General features: G+C 73.4%; 10 protein-coding genes and 1 pseudogene. 5 read left to right on the top strand and 6 right to left on the bottom strand.

All coding sequences use genetic code 11. The features are described from left to right. The first annotated feature begins 22 nt into the window (after positions 1-22). On the top strand, positions 23-1,018 hold the full coding sequence (locus LG634_RS05780; protein WP_226732520.1) for a hypothetical protein: 996 nt from the start codon (positions 23-25) through the stop codon (positions 1,016-1,018). Here the strand turns inward: LG634_RS05780 and LG634_RS05775 are convergent. Further along, positions 994-1,965: pseudogene (locus tag LG634_RS05775) on the bottom strand (pyridoxamine 5'-phosphate oxidase family protein). The gene LG634_RS05780 and the pseudogene LG634_RS05775 sit on opposite strands and share 25 nt — an antisense overlap. A 48-nt stretch (positions 1,966-2,013) precedes the next feature. Continuing rightward, positions 2,014-2,469 (bottom strand): VOC family protein, encoded by a 456-nt coding sequence (locus LG634_RS05770; RefSeq protein WP_226732519.1) that lies wholly within the window; start codon positions 2,467-2,469, stop codon positions 2,014-2,016. Between the two features lie 156 nt (positions 2,470-2,625). Between LG634_RS05770 and LG634_RS05765 the strand changes: the two genes are divergently transcribed. The 3 genes from LG634_RS05765 (at position 2,626) to LG634_RS05755 (ending at position 7,595) form a co-directional block, all read left to right on the top strand. Continuing rightward, entirely contained in the window at positions 2,626-3,192 is a 567-nt protein-coding gene (locus LG634_RS05765) for a CGNR zinc finger domain-containing protein (RefSeq protein ID WP_226732518.1), read from the top strand. Positions 3,193-3,408: 216 nt separating this feature from the next. Then, positions 3,409-6,720, top strand: coding sequence for a S8 family serine peptidase (locus LG634_RS05760; protein ID WP_226732517.1), 3,312 nt, complete (start codon positions 3,409-3,411; stop codon positions 6,718-6,720). Between the two features lie 374 nt (positions 6,721-7,094). Beyond that, positions 7,095-7,595, top strand: a complete 501-nt coding sequence (locus LG634_RS05755; RefSeq protein WP_226732516.1) for a hypothetical protein — start codon at positions 7,095-7,097, stop codon at positions 7,593-7,595. A 9-nt stretch (positions 7,596-7,604) separates the two neighbouring features. Here LG634_RS05755 and kstD read toward each other — a convergent pair whose 3' ends face one another. Both kstD and LG634_RS05745 read right to left on the bottom strand, forming a co-directional pair. Next, complete coding sequence (gene kstD / locus LG634_RS05750; RefSeq protein ID WP_226732515.1) at positions 7,605-9,374, bottom strand: 3-oxosteroid 1-dehydrogenase; 1,770 nt, start codon at positions 9,372-9,374, stop codon at positions 7,605-7,607. Positions 9,375-9,607: 233 nt separating this feature from the next. Further along, positions 9,608-10,756 (bottom strand): aminoglycoside phosphotransferase family protein, encoded by a 1,149-nt coding sequence (locus LG634_RS05745; protein ID WP_226732514.1) that lies wholly within the window; start codon positions 10,754-10,756, stop codon positions 9,608-9,610. 265 nt (positions 10,757-11,021) lie between these two features. On the opposite strand from LG634_RS05745, the gene LG634_RS05740 reads away from it, so the two are divergent. Next, on the top strand, positions 11,022-12,515 hold the full coding sequence (locus LG634_RS05740) for a DNA-binding protein NsdB (RefSeq protein ID WP_226732513.1): 1,494 nt from the start codon (positions 11,022-11,024) through the stop codon (positions 12,513-12,515). A 160-nt stretch (positions 12,516-12,675) separates the two neighbouring features. On the opposite strand, the gene LG634_RS05735 is transcribed toward LG634_RS05740, so the two are convergent. Together LG634_RS05735 and LG634_RS05730 are read right to left on the bottom strand one after the other, a co-directional pair. Next, positions 12,676-14,103, bottom strand: coding sequence for a PP2C family protein-serine/threonine phosphatase (locus tag LG634_RS05735; protein ID WP_226732512.1), 1,428 nt, complete (start codon positions 14,101-14,103; stop codon positions 12,676-12,678). A gap of 234 nt (positions 14,104-14,337) precedes the next feature. Further along, positions 14,338-14,589, bottom strand: coding sequence for an SCO4226 family nickel-binding protein (locus LG634_RS05730; protein ID WP_226732511.1), 252 nt, complete (start codon positions 14,587-14,589; stop codon positions 14,338-14,340). Positions 14,590-14,850: the final 261 nt, after the last annotated feature.

The following is a 14,850-nucleotide window of genomic DNA, read 5'->3' as shown; positions in this document are numbered from 1 at the left end:
AGGGAGCGGGAATCTCCGCTTCATGAACAACTCCCCCACCTTCCACGGTGTTTCGATCCCCCGGCCGCTCCAGCACCTCACCGGCAGCAAGCCGCGCATCCTGAGCGTCAGCCAGCTGCGGCAGCACGGGATCACGCCCTCCGACACGTCCGAGCGCTGCCGGCCCGGCGGGCCCTGGCAGCAGGTGCTGCCCGGGGTGTTCCTGCTGCACCCGGGCGTGCCGACGAGCGAGGAGCGGCTGCACGGCGCGCTGCTGTACGCCGGCCGGCGCGGCGGCGAGGCGATGATCACGGGGGCGGCGGCGCTGGCGCTGTACGGGTTCTCGGCCGCTCCGCCGCTGCTCGCGCTGGACCGGATCGACGTGCTGGTGCCGGGCACCCGGCGGCTGCGGTCGGTCGGCTGGGTGCACCTGGTGCGGGCGCCCGTCGTACCGCAGCCGGTGCAGGTCACCGGGGTGCCGGTGGCGCCGGTGGCGCGGGCGCTGGCCGACGCGGTGGCGGACCTGGACGACGCGGGCACGGTCCGGCGGCTGCTGAGCGAGGCGGTGCGCGGCGGGCACTGCGATCCGGCGGCGGTGGTGCGGGAGCTGACGGCGGCCCGGCTGCTGAGCCGGCCGCACGTGGTGGACGCGGTGGACTCGCTGCTGGCGGAGGGGCGGGCGATCGCCGAGGACCGGCTGTACGAGCTGGTGCGGGTGTTCGGCCTGCCGGAGCCGCTGTGGAACGTGGACCTGCGACTGCCGGGCGGCCCGCAGCTGGGCGGGGTGGACGCGTACTGGCCGGACCAGGCGGTGGCGGTGGAGCTGGACACCCGGGCACCCCGTCAGGGCGGCGACGACCAGTGGACGGAGTACGCGCGCAAGCGGGAGCACCTGGAGCGGCTGGGGCTGACGGTCGTGTACATCACGCCGCGCAAGCTGCGGGACCACGCCGAGCAGCAGGCCGCGGTCATCCGGACCGCCCTGACGGCGTCCGGCGACCGCGACCCGGCGGCCTACGTGGTCGTCCTCCCGCGGTGATCCGGGGCGGCTGCGGATCCGGGGGCGGGGACCGGGGCGGGGACGGGGAGGTTGGCCGGGGAGTACTCGGGGGTGCTCCACAGCAGCCGGCCCGGATGCAGGGCCTCGACGGCCTCCTCCACGGTGAAGCGGACGGTACGGGAGCCGTCCTCGCCGAATTCGGTACGCGCCCGGCCGGTGAGCTGGAGGGTGCGGCCGGTCTCCCAGACGGGGAAGAGGAGTCCGGCGCGGGGGTCGGCGGCCAGGTTGCCGAGGGTCAGGAACATGGCGTTGCCCGGCTAGTCGGGCCAGGCGAGTTCGGTCGCGGAGCGGACCTCGACGAAGCCGGGGTTGCCGCCGCGGTGGCTGGCGTCCACCCCGTCGCCGGCGGTGCTGGCGATGAAGAAGGTGTCGGCGCTGCGGACGGCCCGCTGCTGGTCCGGGGTGAGGGAGGAGCCGCGGCGGACGATGCCGGGGCCGTCCCCGGCGGGGCCCAGCGGCTGCCGTTTCTGCAGGTACTTGGGGCAGTTGGAGAAGACCTGCCGTGCGGTGACCGCGAACCCGCGCGGGGTCGGCTCCAGGGTGCCGTTGAGGCGCATCCGGCGGCGGGTGCGCGGGTCGAGGGCGATGGTGCCGACGGCGGTGCCGGGGGCGGCGAGGGCGCCGGCGAGCGGGTCCCCGTCCGGGACCCCGCCGGCGACGGCCATCCGGTGCGGGCCGGTGGCCCGGACGAATCCCGGCGTGCCGGTGAGCAGGGAGGCCCACAGGCGGCCGTCGGGGCCGGCCGCATCGGCGGCCCCGACGACGAGGAACGGCTGTACGCCGAGGAAGGCGGCGGCGACGTCCCGGATGCCGGGGCCGATCGACCGGCCGACGTGGTCGGCGAGCTCCCGGACCCCGACCCGGTCCTGCACGGTGCGGGAGCCCTGGTGGTAGGGGCCGCCGACCGGTGCGCCTGCTGTTGCCATGACCGTCTCCGCCTCTCCTGACGACGTACTGCTGCCGACCGACCGTGTCTAGAAGAACCCGCAGGTGGGGGCGGCGCCCGAGGGGGCGGGAGCGTCTTCGGCGCCGGCCGGGGCGGAGATCTCCAGGCGGGTGCCGTCCGGGTCGTGGAAGAAGATCCCGCCCGAGGCCGCGCCCTCGGCATGGGCGACCACGCCCTCGTGGGCGAAGGTCACGCCCAGGTCCTTGAGCCGGGCCTCGTGGGCCCGGACCTCGTCCATCGAGGCCGCGGACAGGGCCAGGTGGTGCAGGCCCGCGGCGGCCGGCGCGAAGGCGCCTTCGGCCTGCTCCCACAGGGTCAGGACGAGGACGCCGTCCTGGCCGAGGAAGGCGTACCGGCGGCCGGCCTCCTTGCCCTCGCCCAGCAGGCCGAAGCCGAGGGCCTCGCGGTAGAAGGCGAGCGAGCGGGCGAGGTCGGTGACGTTCAGGCCCACGTGGCCGGTGGTGAGCGTGCCGGTGGCGGTCATGACGGTTTCCCCTTCTCCGGTGGGCGCACAGGCGGATCCCGCACGCCGTCATCGCGTTCTCTTTCTAACCTCTGAAAATGACTTTAAGGGTTAGAGGAAGGAGCGTCAACCGGTCACGTACGCTTGAGTGGTTAGCCGAAGAAGGAGGAGACCGGGATGGCCGCCACCAGGGACCCGCGCCCGCTCATCGGGGAACCCGTCTCCCTGGACCTGCTCAACACCCGCTGGATGCAGGACGGGGAGCGCCAGGACCTGTTCGCGGGCGCCGCCGGGCTGACCCGGCTGGAGGGGCTCGCCGTATGGCTGGAGAGCGCCGGACTCGCGGACCGCTTCCGCGCCGACGCCCCGACGCTGATCCACCTCCTCACCGCCCGCGAGGCGCTCGCCCGCGCGGTCGGCGACCCGGCCGACGCCACTGCGTGTGCAGTGGTCGACAAGGTCCTCGGACACGGCCGGCTGCGCCCGACACTGACCCCCTCCGGTCCGGATGAGGTAGCGGAGGTCGAGGACCGCGCCTGGGGGCCGGCCTGGACCGCGGCGCACGACTACCTGCGACTGCTGCGCACCGCGCCCGACCGGATCCGCGCCTGCGCCCACGAGGCCTGTGTCCTGCACTTCTTCGACACCTCGCGCAACGGGACCCGGCGCTGGTGCTCGATGGCGGCCTGCGGAAACCGGGCAAAAGCCTCCCGGCACTACGCCCGCACACGCGACGACAACTGAGTAGACAAGTCGACTTCTGACAGGTCATCAACACTCGCGGCTCGTACCGGTCTGTCCCGGTACGAGCCCGCTGACGCATCCCTCGCACTGGCGGGTGTGCGCCATGTCGGAACCCCGTCTCCGGCAGGCCTCCCCAAACCCCTGTCACGTGCGGAAAGCTGACCGGTCATCCGGCACCGAAATCCGGACCGTTTCTTTCACATATCAGGGATGCTGATGACCCTCGAATCCCCCAGTTCGATATCCGGGGCCAGACGCGCTGCGCGCGTCGCGGCCGCGGCGGGCCTGGTGGCCGCCCTCGCAGCGACGGGCCCCGTGCCCGCCTTCGCCGCGTTCACGGCCGGCGACCCGGCCACCACCGCTCCCGTGAAGTCCGCCGAGGAGAAGCTCGGCTCGGACGACGCCAAGCTGCTCGCCGAGGCCGAGGCCAAGGGCGAGAAGACCGTCACCGCGATGGTCGCCACCACCCCCGGCAACACCGAGCAGGTGGCCGCGCAGCTCGACGCCGTCGCCGGTGCGTCGGTGGGCAAGACGTACGACAAGCTCGGTTACGTCCGCGCCACCCTCCCCACCGCGAAGGCCGAGGCCGCGCTGACGGCCGCCGCCAAGCTCTCCTCCGTCACGGGCATCGACCTGCGGCAGGAGATCAAGCTGGAGGACCCGCGTCCGGACGCGGACCGCGAGACCGGCACGGTCAAGCGCACCGCCGGCTCCTACCCGGCCCCGGGCAAGGACACCCCGGCGAAGAACCCGTACAACCCGTCCTTCGAGACCGGTTCGGTGGACTTCGTCAAGGCGAACCCGAAGGCCGACGGCCGCGGTGTGACCATCGGCATCCTGGACTCCGGCGTCGACCTCGGTCACCCGGCCCTCCAGAAGACCACCACCGGCGAGCGCAAGATCGTCGACTGGGTGACCGCGACCGACCCGCTGGCCGACGCCGACGCCACCTGGCGCGCGCAGATCACTCCGGTCACCGGCGGCACCTTCGCCGCGGGCGGTCAGAGCTGGAAGGCCCCCGAGGGCACCTTCCAGTGGAGCCGCTTCTCCGAGTCGATCACCGCGACCGGCGACATGGCCGGTGACGTCAACCGCGACGGCGACACCACCGACCGGTTCGGCCTGCTGTACGACGCGGCCGCCGGCACCGTCCGCGTGGACACCGACCAGAATGGCGACTTCACGGACAACGAGCCGATGAAGCCGTACAAGGACGGTTTCCAGGTCGGCTACTTCGGCACCGACAACCCGGCCACCGAGGTCGCCGAGCGGATCCCGTTCGTCATCGAGATCCGCAAGGACGTCCCGATGGACCCGCTGGGCGGTGACTGGGTCGGCAAGAAGGCCGACTTCGTCAACGTCGGCATCATCGAGTCCGAGCACGGCACCCACGTGGCCGGCATCACCGCCGCCAACAGCCTGTTCGGCGGCAAGATGAACGGCCAGGCGCCGGGCGCCAAGCTCGTCTCCTCGCGCGCCTGCTCCTGGTCGGGCGGCTGCACCAACGTGGCGCTGACCGAGGGCATGATCGACCTCGTCGTCAACCGCGGCGTGGACATCGTCAACATGTCGATCGGCGGCCTGCCGGCGCTCAACGACGGCAACAACGCCCGCGCCCAGATGTACACGCGCCTCATCGACACCTACGGCGTCCAGCTGGTCATCTCGGCCGGCAACTCGGGCCCGGGCATCAACACCATCGGCGACCCCGGCCTGGCCGACAAGGTCCTCTCGGTGGGTGCCGCGGTCTCCAAGGACACCTGGGCCGCCAACTACGGCTCCGGCGTGGAGAAGAAGTACGCCATGTTCCCGTTCTCCTCGCGCGGTCCGCGCGAGGACGGCGGCCAGGCGCCGATCATCACCGCCCCGGGTGCGTCCATCAACACCATCCAGACCTGGCTGCCGGGTGCCCCGGTCGCCGAGGCGGGCTACGCCCTCCCGGCCGGCTACGGCATGCTGCAGGGCACCTCGATGTCCTCGCCGCAGGCCGCGGGTGCGAGCGCGCTGCTCCTCTCCGCCGCCAAGCAGGCCAAGGTCGCGCTGCCGCCGGTCGCCCTGCGCACCGCGCTGGTCAGCACCGCGAAGAAGATCAAGGGCTACGGCGCGCACGAGCAGGGCGCGGGCCTCATCGACGTGAACGCGGCCTGGGACTCCGTCCAGCGCGGCGCGAAGGCCCACGACTTCACCGTCAAGGCCCCGGTCGACACCGCGCTCGACCAGTTCCTGAAGGAGCCGGGCTTCGGCACCGGCATCTACGACCGTGAGGGCGGCCTGAAGGCCGGCCAGAAGAAGGTCTACGACGTCGTCGTCACCCGTACCTCGGGCCCGAAGCACGGCGTCCGGCACGACCTGTCGTGGCGGAACAACGACGGCACCTTCAAGGTCGTCGGCGGCTACGACTACGTCACCCTGCCGCTGAACAAGCCCGTCACCATCAAGGTCCAGGCGAAGGCCGACACGGCCGGCGTGCACAGCGGCCTGCTCCAGCTCGACGACGCCACCACCGAGGGCATCGACAAGCAGATCCTCTCCACGGTCGTCATCGCCAAGCAGCTCACGAAGCCGTCCTTCGGCTTCACCGAGACCGGCTCGGTCCAGCGCAACAGCCACAAGGCGTTCTTCGTGAACGTCCCGGCCGGCGCCAAGTCCCTGGAGGTCGCGCTCGGCGGTCTCGCCGAGGGCAGCCAGACCCGCTTCATCTCGATCCACCCGTACGGTGTGGCCGTGGACCCGACCGCGACGGTCAACTGCTACCCGAACTACAACAACCCGGCCAACGTCTGCCGCCCCGACCTGCGGTCGGTCGCCAACCCGACGCCGGGCGTCTGGGAGATCGAGGTCGAGTCGCGCCGCACGTCGCCGCTGCTCGACAACCCGTACAAGCTGGACGTGTCGGTGCTCGGCACCGCCTTCGACCCGGCGGTCAAGGTGATCCCCGAGGCGAAGATCGGCACCCCGGCGCCGGTCCAGTGGAACGTCACCAACAACTGGGCGGGCCTCGAGGGCAAGCTCAAGGGCGGTCCGCTCGGTTCCGCGAAGGTGGCCAAGCCCTCCATCGCCAACGGTGAGACCCAGACCACCGAGGTCACCATCGGTGCGGGCGCCAAGCGCCTGGACGTCGCCATCGGCGGCGTGTCCGACGCGGGTGCCGACCTCGACCTCGAGGTCTACAAGGACGGCGTCAAGGTCGGCTCCGCCGCCGACGGCGACTCCGAGGAGGCCGTGACCCTGCTCAACCCGGCCGCCGGCACCTACTCCATCAAGGTCATCGGCTACGCGATCCCGGCCGGTACCACCACGTACGACTACCGTGACGTGTACTTCGCCGACTCGCTGGGCTCCGTCCAGGTCGACGAGGGCGCCACGGTGAGCCTGGCCAACGGCGCCTCCGCCACGGTCAGCGCCAACGTGCTCGTCGGCAGCGCGGCCCCCGAGGGCCGCCAGTTCTTCGGCGAGGTCTCGCTGGTCAACGCCCGCGGCACCGCGGCGGGCAGCGGCAGCGTCCAGATCCAGTCCGTCACCCCGTAACACGGGTCCGGGCGGCACGGCTCTGACGTGACGCCGGAGGGGCGGGGGGGGGGGGGGAGCCCCCCCCCCCCCCCGGGGGGCCCGCCCCCCCCCCCCCCCCCCCCCCCGGGCGGGCCCGGGGGCGGGGGGCGCCCCCCCCCCCCCCCCCACCCCCCCCCCCCCCCCCCCCCCCCCCCCCCCCGCCCGCCCCCCGCCCCCCCGCCCCGCCCCCCCCGCCCCCCCCCCCCCCCCCCCGGGCGCCCCCCCCCCCCCCCGGGCCCGCTCCGCGCGCTCCGGGGCCCGCCGCGCCGCCCGGCCGCGCCGGCCCACCCCGCGCGGCCCGGGGAGCCGGGCCCGGGCGCCGGGAACCGGGCCGGGACCCGTACCATGGCGGCATGTCCTTCCTCCGCCGCCGCAGCGCCGCCACCCCCGCCGGCCCGGACTTCGACGTCCTGGCCATGGACCCGGGGGACTGGCCTGGGAATCTCGGGGCCGGCCTGCTCCCCGCGCCCGACGGCAGCTGCCAGGGCGTCTTCCTCCGGTACGACCTGTTCGGCGGCCGCGGCCCCGCGATGATCATCGGAAACCTGCCCGAGGGCTCACCCGCCCGGGACCTCGCCGACAAGCAGGTCCCCTTCGAGGTCGCCCAGCTCCTCGACGCGCTGGAGAACGACGAGGACGTCGAGGTCACCGGCGTCGAGGACTGCCCCGTCATGCAGGGCGACAACCTCCTCATCGTCCGCAAGATCAAGCTGTCGGAGACCCGGATCTCCTGCGTCCAGTTCGACCGCAGCGACAACGTGCTCGTCACCATCGCCAGCTGGGACCGCCCGATCAGCGACGACCTCTACGCGCTGCTGAAGCCGCTCCCCGCCGAACTCTTCCAGCAGGGCTGACCCGGGCCGTCACGCGCCCGCGATGTCGTTCGCCGCGATGTGGCCGAACGTCATCGCGGGCCCGATCGTGGAGCCCGCCCCCGCATAGCTGTGCCCCATCACGGCGGCACTCGCATTGCCCGCCGCGTACAGGCCCGGGATCACCGAGCCGTCCTCGCGCAGCGCCCGGGCCCGCTCGTCGGTCACGATCCCGCCCTTCGTCCCCAGGTCGCCCGGCACGATCCGGAACGCGTAGAACGGCGGCGCCCAGACCGGCGCCAGGCAGGAGTTCGGGGTCACCCCCGGGTCCGTGTAGTAGTGGTCGTACGCGCTGTCGCCGCGGTGGAAGTCCGGGTCCGACCCGTTCCACGCCTGCGCGTTGAACCGGCCCAGGGTGGCCCGCAGCGCCCCGGCCGGCACCCCGATCTGCCCCGCCAGCGCATCCCAGGACCACGCCTTCTTCACCGCGCCCGACGCGTACCACGCGTCCGGGAACGCCAGGGCCGGCAGGACGTCCTTGAAGAGGTACTTGCTCCGGTAGTTCTGGTCCACGATCAGCCAGGCCGGGATGTGCGAGCCCGGCGCGCCCCGGTCCTTCTCGTACATCACGTGCACGACGTCGCTGTACGGCGCGGCCTCGTTCACGAACCGGGCGCCCGCCGCGTTCACCACCAGACCGCCCGGCAGGGTCCGCTCGGCCAGGCAGAAGTACGGCTCCCCCGGCAGCGGGATCGACGGCCCCCACCAGGCGTCCTCCATCAGGGCCAGCGCCGCGCCGGCCCGCTGCCCGGCCCGGATGCCGTCGCCGGTGTTCTCCTTCGCGCCCACCGACCACTGGGTGCCGACCGGCTGCTGCTGGTACTGCGCCCGCATGCCCGCGTGGTGCTCGAATCCGCCCGAGCCGACGACCACGCCCTTCCGGGCCCGCACCGTGGCCCGCACGCCGCCCCGCTCGACCACGACGCCGGTGACCGCCCCGCCCTCCTGCACCAGGTCCACCAGCGGGGTCTCCAGCCACACCGGGACGCCCGCCCGCTGCAGGCCGGCCCGCAGTCCGGCGGCCAGTGCCTGGCCCATGGTGAGGGGCTTCTCGCCGCACAGGGCCGCCTCGGTGCCGCGCGCCAGGCACGCCGTGGACACCGCCAGGCCCTTCGCGCTCACGGCGGCCAGCGTCAGCCACTTGTAGTCCTGGCTGAACACCACCATCCCGGCGGGCACCGGCATGTACGCCGGGTTCAGGCGGGCGAGTTCGGGCCCCAGGACGTTGCCGTCGAGCTGGTCCGGCTCGATCGAGCGGCCGCCCGGCAGACCGCCGGGCAGGTCCGGGTAGTAGTCGCTGTAGCCGGCCATGTAGCGGAACCTCAGCGGGCTGTGCGCCATCACGAAGTCCAGCATCCGGGGCCCGTGGGTCAGGAAGGCCTCCCGGCGGGCCGCCGGCACCTCCGGACCGACCACGGCGGCGAGGTACTGCGCCGCCTTCTGCGGGGTGTCCGGCACGCCGGCGGCCAGGATCACGCTGTTGTTCGGCAGCCAGATCCCGGCACCCGAGCGGGCGGCCGAACCGCCGAAGGTGGCGGCCTTCTCCACCACCACGACGCTCAGACCGCGTACGGCGGCGGTGAGGGCGGCCGTCATCCCGGCGGCCCCGGAGCCGACCACGACGACGTCGTACTCGCCGAGGACCGCGCCCTCGGCGGCCCGGGCGGCGGCGGGCAGTCCGGCGGCGAGCGCCCCGGCACCGGCACCGGCCAGGACGGTGCGGCGGGAGGGGAGGACAGGACGTGAAGCGCGAGCGGACATGGGCGGGCTCCAGCCGAGTGGGGGAGGCGGGGCGGGGATCCCCGAACACCTGATGCTGCGTCAGCAAGGTCTTCGCGGGATCATGTGAAGTCAAGACACGTGCGCGGGTACCGGTTCCGGCCACCTGCGCCCGGCGTCCGACGGCGCCGCCCGCCCGCCGACATGCGGAATCCCGGGGTGCGGGCGATGTGCGCCCGTACCCCGGGATTCCGGAATCCGCCGTCCTGCAGCCCCTAGCGGGTGCCCACCGCCGCCCGGACGGCGCGGCGCGCCATCCCGCAGTCGTCGTGCAGCCTGCGCAGCAGCAGCCGCTGCTCCTCGCCCGTGGTCATCGGGGCGACCGCGCCGGGCGCGCCCGGCAGGACCGGGGCGGCCGCGTTCATCGAGCGCTGCACCGCCAGCTCGTAGGTCCGGATCTCCCGGGTGAGCACGAGCATCAGGTTGACGAGGAAGGCGTCCCGCGCCACCGGGCCCGCGGCCTGCGCCAGCTGGCTGATCTGGCGCCGCGCCACCGGTGCGTCGCCCAGGACCGTCCACAGGGTGGCGAGGTCGTAGCCGGGCAGGTACCAGCCGGTGTGCTCCCAGTCGAGCAGGACCGGTCCGGTCGGCGACAGCAGCAGGTTCGACAGCAGGGCGTCGCCGTGGTTGAACTGCCATTGGCTGCCGGGCTGCTTGGCGCCGGCGACGGCCACGCCGTGCAGCAGCTTCTGGAGGTCTCCCAGGTCCCGGTCGGTCAGCAGACCGAGCTCGTGGTACCGGGAGATGCGGCGGGCGTAGTCCAGGGGCCGGCCGAACAGCTCGGCCGGCGGCCGCCACTGGTTCACCCGGCAGATCGCCCCGAGGGCCGCCCGTACGTCCGCCCGCGGGGGCGCCTCCACCGGGTGCCGCTGCAGGGCAGCGACACGTCCGGGCATCCGTTCCACGACCAGCGTGCAGTTCTCCGGGTCGGCGGCGATGAGACGCGGGACCCTGACCGGCGGCCGGTGGCGGACGAACGCCCGGTATGCAGCTATTTCATGCCGGTAGCGCTCGGCCCAGGCCGGCGAGTGGTCCAGTAAAACCTTGGCGACCGCGGTCGTCCGCCCGGTGGTGCCCACCAGCAGGACCGACCGTCCGCTGCGCCGCAGGACCTGGACGGGTGCGAACTCCGGACAGATCCGGTGCACCGAGGCGAGGGCCGTCCGCAGCTGGGCTCCCTGCGGGCCGGACAGGTCGAGTCTTCCGCTCAGCGGTTGCGGCGCCACCCCGGGCGCCCGGCGGAGCCGGCCGGCGCCCTGCGCCGGGACCGGGCCGCGGCCGGGCTCCAAGTAGGGGCCGCCGCCCGCCTGGAAGGTGCGGTAGGGCCGTACGGGGGCGGACACGGAGGACGATGCTGCGTACATGGGTGATACGGATCCCTTCGTGCGCCGACGAGTTGCGTACGCCTTCCCGTCCCGGCACCGCGGACACCCTGGGGAGTGCCGCACGGCTGCCGTTCAACCGGACCACTCCGGCAGGTCGGCCACCGGGGCGGGGAGGCGCATTCCTACCTGACACCCGGGCGCGGGTGGCCTTCCACGTGGCGCCCCCTGGCGAAGCCTGGCGAATAGTCGCTCGGCATCTGCGCGGGGGTTACTGTCAACACAGCCGAGAACCTGGGGGCTTGACGTGAGCAGAGGACCCAACACCCGCCTGAACGACCTGTTCGGCCTGGCCGGCTGGTCGAAGGGCGAACTCGCACGCATGGTCAACCGGCAGGCGGCGGCCATGGGCCACCACCAGCTGGCGACCGACACGTCGCGGGTACGGCGCTGGATCGACATGGGGGAGACCCCGCGCGAACCGGTGCCGACGGTGCTGGCGGCGCTGTTCACCGAGCGGCTCGGCCGTGTCGTGACCATTGAGGACCTCGGGTTCGTACGGCAACGGCGCGCCACCAGAAAGCCTTCGGCGGGGGTGAAGGAGAACCCCGACGGGCTGCCCTGGGCGCCGGAACGGACGGCAGCGGTCCTCACCGAATTCACGGGAATGGACCTCATGCTCAACCGACGCGGACTGATGGGCGCGGGTGCCGCGCTCACCGCCGGATCGGCGCTCAGCAGTGCCATGCACGACTGGCTGCACACCGACCCGGCCCTCTCGTTGGACGCCCCTCGCTACGACAACCCCCTGCACGCGGATCCCATCGGTGCCGACCGCTACGAGGCGGCGCCGATCGGTTCCCAGGAGATCGAGGCCCTGGAACGCTCCGTGGAGGTGTTCCGTGCCTGGGACGCGTCCCGGGGCGGCGGCCTCCAGCGCAAGGCCGTCGTGGGCCAGCTGAACGAGGTGGGCGGCATGCTCGCCTACCGCCACCCCGACTACCTCCAGCGGCGCCTGTGGGGCGTCGCGGCCAACCTGGCGGTCCTCGCCGGCTGGATGTCCCACGACGTCGGCCTCGAACCGACCGCCCAGAAGTACTTCGTTATCGCCGCCCATGCGGCGCGCGAGGGCGGTGACCGGCCGCGGGCCGGCGAGGCGCTGTCCCGGGCGGCCCGCCAGATGGTGCACCTGGGCAAGCCGCACGAGGCGCTCGACCTGATGCAGCTGGCCCAGTCCGGGTCCGGGGAGGAGACCCTGCCGCGCACGCGGGCCATGCTCCACACGATCGAGGCCTGGGCGCAGGCCGCCATGGGCAAGGGCCAGGCCATGCGGCGCACCCTCGGCGAGGCCGAGGAGCTGTTCGTCTCCGACAAGCGCGACGTGCCGCCGCCGAGCTGGATGCAGCACTTCGACGAGGCCGACATGCACGGCATGCAGGCCCTGGCCTTCCGTACCCTGGCCGACCACGACCCGTCCGCCGCGCCCATCGCGCAGCGGCACGCCCGCGAGGCCCTGCGGCTGCGTGCCGCCGGACACCAGCGCTCGCAGATCTTCGACTACATCTCGATGGCCTCGGCCTGCTTCATCGCCGACGACCCCGAGCAGGCGGACCGCTACGCCCGGCTGGCGCTGATGTCCATGGGCGAGACCTCCTCGCACCGGACGTGGGACCGGCTGCGCGAGATGTACCGGCTGACCGGCCAGTACGCGGGCTACGCGAAGATCGAGGACCTGCGCGAGGAGATCAAGATGGCCCTGCCGAAGAGCCCGTCCCGCCGCCCGCGCGGCACGGAGGTCTGATCCCGGGGCCCTGACCCCGGGGACTCCCCGGGGGGCGGTGCACGGGCAGGATCAGGGCACGGCAGGAACACGGGAAGACAGGTAAGAACAGCCAGCACGGCAACAGCCATCCCGGGACCGGGACGGCAGGACGTCGCGCGCGGGTGCCGGAGGCCGGCGGTCAGCCCCCGACCCGCGCCACGAGCACACAGGCGTCGTCCTCACGGCCGGTCCCGCCGAATTCCTCCACCACCATGCGGACGCAGTCCTGCGCCGACCGCGCCTCGGTGAACCGGGGCGCGAGCGCCAGCAGGCGGTCCGTCCCGTCCGGCTGCCCGAAGCCGGGACAGCGCGCGGACAGCCCGTCCGTGTGCAGGACCAGGACGTCGCCCACGTCGAGGCGTTCGTCGGTCTGCCCGTACACGGCGCCGGCGGTGGCGCCGAGCAGCACGCCTTCGGGCCGGGCCAGGGCCCTCCCCGTGCCGCCGCGGAACAGCAGCGGTGCGGGGTGACCGGCCTGGGCCCAGGACAGGGTCCGGGTCGCCGGGTCGAAGCGGCAGCACACCGCGCTGCCCAGGGCGGGCTGGGCGGAGGTCTCCAGCATCTGGTTGAGCCAGCCCATCAGCGGGCCGGGGGCGATGCCGGCCATGGCCATGCCGCGCAGGGCGCCCAGCATCATGGCCATGCCGGAGGTCGCCGCGACGCCGTGGCCGGTGAGGTCTCCGACGGTCAGCATCGAGGAGCCGTCGGGGAGTTCGAGGGCGTCGTACCAGTCGCCGCCGATCAGTGAGCTGCGGGCGGACGGCAGGTAGTGGGCGGCGAGGTCGAGCGCGCCGGTGCCGCCGTACGGGAAGCGGAGGGTGCCGCGCCAGGCGGGCAGGACGGCTTCCTGGAGTTCGACGGCCATCCGGTGCTCGGTCCGGGCGATCTCCTGCTGCTGCCGGAGCGACGCGCCGGATTCCTCGACGGCCGCCTCGCTGCGGCGCAGTTCGCTGACGTCGCGGACCACGGCCCACATCGAGGCGGTGCAGCCTTCGGCGTCCAGGGCCGGTTCCCCGCGCATGTGCAGGGTGCGCAGCGAGCCGTCGGTCCGCAGGATGCGGAACTCGCCGTCGATGGGCTTGCCGTCCACCAGGCAGTCGGTCATCAGCGCGGTGAGCCGCGGCTGGTCCTCGGGGAACAGGGTGGACCAGAACTCGTCGAGGGTGAGCGGGCCGCTCTCCGGATCCCGGCCGAAGATCTGGAACAGCTCGTCGGACCAGGTGACTTCGTCGGTCAGGAGGTTCCAGTCGGCGGTGCCCACCCGGCCCTGCCGGTCGTCCGGCGCCGGCCGCTCGGCGGGCGCCTCCCGGTGCTCGGGCTGGGCCGGGACGGCGGGCAGGCCGTCCTTGAGACGGCCCAAGTGCTCGTCCAGGTCGTCGAGATGGTGCACGGCGAGGTCGCACAGGGCCCGCTGCCAGCGGCCGTGCGCGTCGTCGTCGTCCACCACGGTGTCGCGCCGGACCGCGTCCACCTCGCCGCGCAGCTGCCGGGTCTGCGTGATGAGCGCATCGACCGGGCCGGGCTCGGGCGAGGAGGCGGGGCGGTCCGCAGACAGAGGGGACGGCATGGGGAACTCCGATACAGGCGCGTCACGGCGGCTCTGAGGGGAAGGGCCGGTTACGACTGTTGCACAGCCCACGAGGGCCCGTAAGGTATTTGGCAACATCCGTTCCGGTGGTGCTTCCGGCATATGCCAAAGGCTTCTCGGGCATCCGTACACCGTGCGATTGTTTCCGGCCAGGCGGCGGAGCGGCAGGCTCCGCGCCCGGCCGTCCGGAGTTCCCGGCCGGGTCCCTTCCGCTCAGGACACGGTGATGGGGACGGGGTGGATCTCCGCCGCGGGATGCCCGGTCCGCTCGTGGATCCGCTGCACGGCCTCCGCGGACGGGGCCTCGGACAGGCAGTAGACGTGCCCGGAGACCGGGTCCGCCCAGGCCCGCTGGAAGTGCACGCCCTCGTCCTTCTCGATCGCCAGGTCGGCGCGGTGCGCCGCCGCCAGCTGCTCGGTCGTGATCCCCTTCATGCCGGTGTGGACGTCCATGTAGGTCGCCATGGCCGTGCACCTCCTCGTTCCGTCTGCGCCGGGGCTTCCTTCCTCCTCCCATCCTGCGCCCGCCCCGTGCGCCCGGCCACCGTTCGGGACCGGCCGGAAACCGGCCCTCCGCGGAGGTGGGGGCGTACGGGGGCGCCCGCTCAGGCGGTCGAGTGCGATCCGCTTGTCCGAATCCCGGCGGTGGCCGGCGGGTCCGCGGCCGGCGGCCCGGCGGCCCGCAGCGGGGACCGGCTTCCGCAGGTCGCGGCCGGTCGCTACGCT

It is taken from the genome of Streptomyces bambusae, from assembly GCF_020532645.1.
GTDB classification, from domain to species: domain Bacteria; phylum Actinomycetota; class Actinomycetes; order Streptomycetales; family Streptomycetaceae; genus Streptomyces; species Streptomyces bambusae.
This window is presented reverse-complemented; position numbering and strand designations above follow the sequence as displayed.

Bases quoted from the DNA above. Each gene is read 5' to 3' on its own strand.
- kstD (WP_226732515.1), bottom strand. From the start codon at position 9,374: ATGTCCGCTCGCGCTTCACGTCCTGTCCTCCCCTCCCGCCGCACCGTC.
- LG634_RS05735 (WP_226732512.1), bottom strand. From the start codon at position 14,103: ATGCCGTCCCCTCTGTCTGCGGACCGCCCCGCCTCCTCGCCCGAGCCC.
- LG634_RS05755 (WP_226732516.1), top strand. From the start codon at position 7,095: ATGTCCTTCCTCCGCCGCCGCAGCGCCGCCACCCCCGCCGGCCCGGAC.
- LG634_RS05770 (WP_226732519.1), bottom strand. From the start codon at position 2,469: ATGACCGCCACCGGCACGCTCACCACCGGCCACGTGGGCCTGAACGTC.
- LG634_RS05745 (WP_226732514.1), bottom strand. From the start codon at position 10,756: ATGTACGCAGCATCGTCCTCCGTGTCCGCCCCCGTACGGCCCTACCGC.
- LG634_RS05730 (WP_226732511.1), bottom strand. From the start codon at position 14,589: ATGGCGACCTACATGGACGTCCACACCGGCATGAAGGGGATCACGACC.
- LG634_RS05760 (WP_226732517.1), top strand. From the start codon at position 3,409: ATGACCCTCGAATCCCCCAGTTCGATATCCGGGGCCAGACGCGCTGCG.
- LG634_RS05780 (WP_226732520.1), top strand. From the start codon at position 23: ATGAACAACTCCCCCACCTTCCACGGTGTTTCGATCCCCCGGCCGCTC.
- LG634_RS05765 (WP_226732518.1), top strand. From the start codon at position 2,626: ATGGCCGCCACCAGGGACCCGCGCCCGCTCATCGGGGAACCCGTCTCC.